The following is a 2,427-nucleotide window of genomic DNA, read 5'->3' as shown; positions in this document are numbered from 1 at the left end:
GTATGCGTCCGGGCATCCCGTCTTGCGTCACTAAACCGGTTGCCACCTATGCGGCAGCAGCTCCGCAATCTCACTCGCCCGCTGCGTCGGCAGGCGCGTGAGGACGTCCTTCAAATAAGCATACGGATCATGCCCGTTGAGCCGCGCCGACTGGATCAAACTCATGATCGCCGCCGCGCGTTTACCGCTGCGCAGTGATCCTGCAAAGAGCCAATTTTTGCGACCCAACGCCCACGGCCGGATCTGGTTCTCTGCCCAGTTATTATCAATGGGCACAGCACCGTCATCGAGATAGCGCGACAGCGCCGTCCAGCGTTTGAGGCTATAGTCCAGAGCTTTGCTTATCGCCGAGCCATCGTGCACGATCTGGCGCTGGGCGATCATCCAGGCATGCAGAGCATCCATCACCGGTACCGCTTTTTCTTGCCGTATTCGGCGGCGTAAATCCGGTTCAAGGTCGCGGACTTCACGTTCGATTTCGTACAGCAACTGGATGTAGCGCAAGGCCTGTTCGGCGAGCTGGCTCTTGTTGGTGGCGTGCAATTCGAAGAACTTGCGCCGCGCATGGGCCATGCAGCCGATCTCGGTCACGCCGAGTTCAAAGCTGGCCTTGTAGCCGCCAAAATCATCGCAGACCAGCTTGCCCTTCCAGTCTTGCAGGAAGTTGCGGGCGTGTTCTCCGGCGCGGCTAGGGCTGAAGTCGTAAACCACCGCCGCCAAGTCCGAGAACTGGCTGGTGGCGTAGGCCCAGACATAGGCTCGATGGGTTTTCTTCGCACCCGGCGTGAGCATCTGTACCGGCGTTTCATCGGCATGGATTACGCCATGTTCGAGAACAGCATCGCGCAGGGCATCGACCAGCGGCTGCAACTGCACACCACAGTTGCCGACCCATTGCGCCAGGGTCGAGCGGGCGATGGCCAAACCGGCCCGACCAAAAATCGACTCCTGACGATAGAGCGGTAAATGGTCGGCGAACTTCGCAATCATGACATGGGCCAGCAGGCCGGCGGTTGGGATACCTTTGTCGATGACCTGCGCCGGAACCGGTGCCTGGATCAGCGTTTCGCACTGACCGCAAACCCACTTGCCACGGATATGACGCTCGACGGTGAACACGCCTGGCGTGTAGTCGAGTTTTTCGCTGACATCCTCGCCGATACGCTTGAGGGCGCAGCCGCACTGGCAGTGGCTGTTGTCGGGTTCGTGATGGATCAGGGTGCGCGGAAACTGCGGCGGCAAGGCGATACGTTTAGGTTTTTGCCGAGCCTCGGTCGAAACGGGAGCGGGTTGCAGCGCTTCAAGTTCGGCTTCGATGGCTGCGATGTCAGTATCGATCAGGTCATCAAGCAGACTGGCCTGATCCGGGCTCAGTTGCTCGCTGCGCTTGGCAAACTTGAAGCGCTTGAGTTGCGCGATCTCGTGGGCCAGTTTCTCGTTGACCATTTTGTGGTGGTGGATTTGCTTACCCATCGTCTCGACTTTCTGATCGAGATTCTCGACACGCTGCATCAACTGCGCCGCCAGAGCGCGCAGTTGTTCAGGGTTTAAGTGGTCGAGATTAGGACGCGAAGTCATGCCGCCGATTTTGCCAGAACAGCCTAAAAGCGACGATAGGCTCATCGGACAATTGCACGGCCTGGCTGGTCGTGGCAGGCGTTATATGATGGAAATCGCGCTGCCTGGCCCAACTCTTTGCCAAGGCAAGCCCAGCACCAGGGCATGCAGTTGTTCGGTACCTAGTTCCATCTGAAAGCCGTGTCGAGAACCCGGCCAGAAGAACTTGCCTTGATGCAGGCGGCGCGCCGCCAGCCAGATACCCAACCCGTCGTGCACCAGCACTTTCATGCGATTGGCGCGGCGGTTGGCAAACAAATAAGCACAGTGCGGCTGCGCCGCACCGAACACGGCGACCACACGCGCCAGAGCGGTTTCGGTGCCGGCGCGCATGTCCATGGGCTCGGTGGCGAGCCAGATGGAGTCGATGCGGATCATCGCAACAGGTCTCGAAGAAAGGTCGCGCAGGCGGCCGCGCTATCGGTCGGCCAGTTCACTTTGACAGTGCCACGCGGGTGCTGGATTTCAACGCAGATATTCGATGATGCAGCTTGCGAATTTGCTCCGGCTAGCTGCATGGGTAACGGAATAAAAGCAGGTTGCAGCTCCGTGTTTTTTTGCATTTGCACCCGAATCCATTTGTGGACAAGGTTCGCGTTGAGGCTATGGCTCAGCGCGACGCTGGCAATCGAGGCGCCGGGCTGGGCGCACTCTTGAATGACTTGGACTTTGAAGGATTTGGAGTAGGAACGGCGTTGTGGCTGCATGAAATACCCGCTTAAAAGGCTAGAACTGGTGCCCACTTAAATTTAAGTGCACACCATGTCTTGGCTTTGCAGGGCTGGGTAGATGACTTCGCCGGACGGATAC

3 protein-coding genes are annotated in these 2,427 nt (G+C 58.5%); all 3 read right to left on the bottom strand.

All coding sequences use genetic code 11. The features are described from left to right. Positions 1-30: 30 nt before the first annotated feature. Positions 31-1,578 (bottom strand): IS66 family transposase, encoded by a 1,548-nt coding sequence (locus tag GHO41_RS28985; protein ID WP_153330792.1) that lies wholly within the window; start codon positions 1,576-1,578, stop codon positions 31-33. An 81-nt stretch (positions 1,579-1,659) separates the two neighbouring features. Beyond that, positions 1,660-1,995, bottom strand: a complete 336-nt coding sequence (gene tnpB, locus GHO41_RS30520; protein ID WP_153330791.1) for an IS66 family insertion sequence element accessory protein TnpB — start codon at positions 1,993-1,995, stop codon at positions 1,660-1,662. Then, positions 1,992-2,324 carry a transposase gene (locus GHO41_RS28975; RefSeq protein ID WP_153330790.1) on the bottom strand — a complete coding sequence of 111 codons (333 nt, stop codon included), beginning with the start codon at positions 2,322-2,324 and terminating at the stop codon, positions 1,992-1,994. The genes tnpB and GHO41_RS28975 overlap by 4 nt, the downstream gene beginning before the upstream one ends. Between the last annotated feature and the right edge of the window lie 103 nt (positions 2,325-2,427).

Source organism: Pseudomonas sp. FSL R10-0399 (genome assembly GCF_009600165.1).
Taxonomy (GTDB): Bacteria; Pseudomonadota; Gammaproteobacteria; order Pseudomonadales; family Pseudomonadaceae; genus Aquipseudomonas; species Aquipseudomonas helleri.
The sequence above is the reverse complement of the archived record's forward strand: the minus strand, read 5'-3'. Positions and strand labels throughout refer to the sequence as shown.

What these genes read in the sequence shown, in the direction of transcription:
- tnpB (WP_153330791.1), bottom strand. Translation starts at nt 1,995, where the DNA reads ATGATCCGCATCGACTCCATCTGGCTCGCCACCGAGCCCATGGACATG.
- GHO41_RS28985 (WP_153330792.1), bottom strand. Translation starts at nt 1,578, where the DNA reads ATGACTTCGCGTCCTAATCTCGACCACTTAAACCCTGAACAACTGCGC.
- GHO41_RS28975 (WP_153330790.1), bottom strand. Translation starts at nt 2,324, where the DNA reads ATGCAGCCACAACGCCGTTCCTACTCCAAATCCTTCAAAGTCCAAGTC.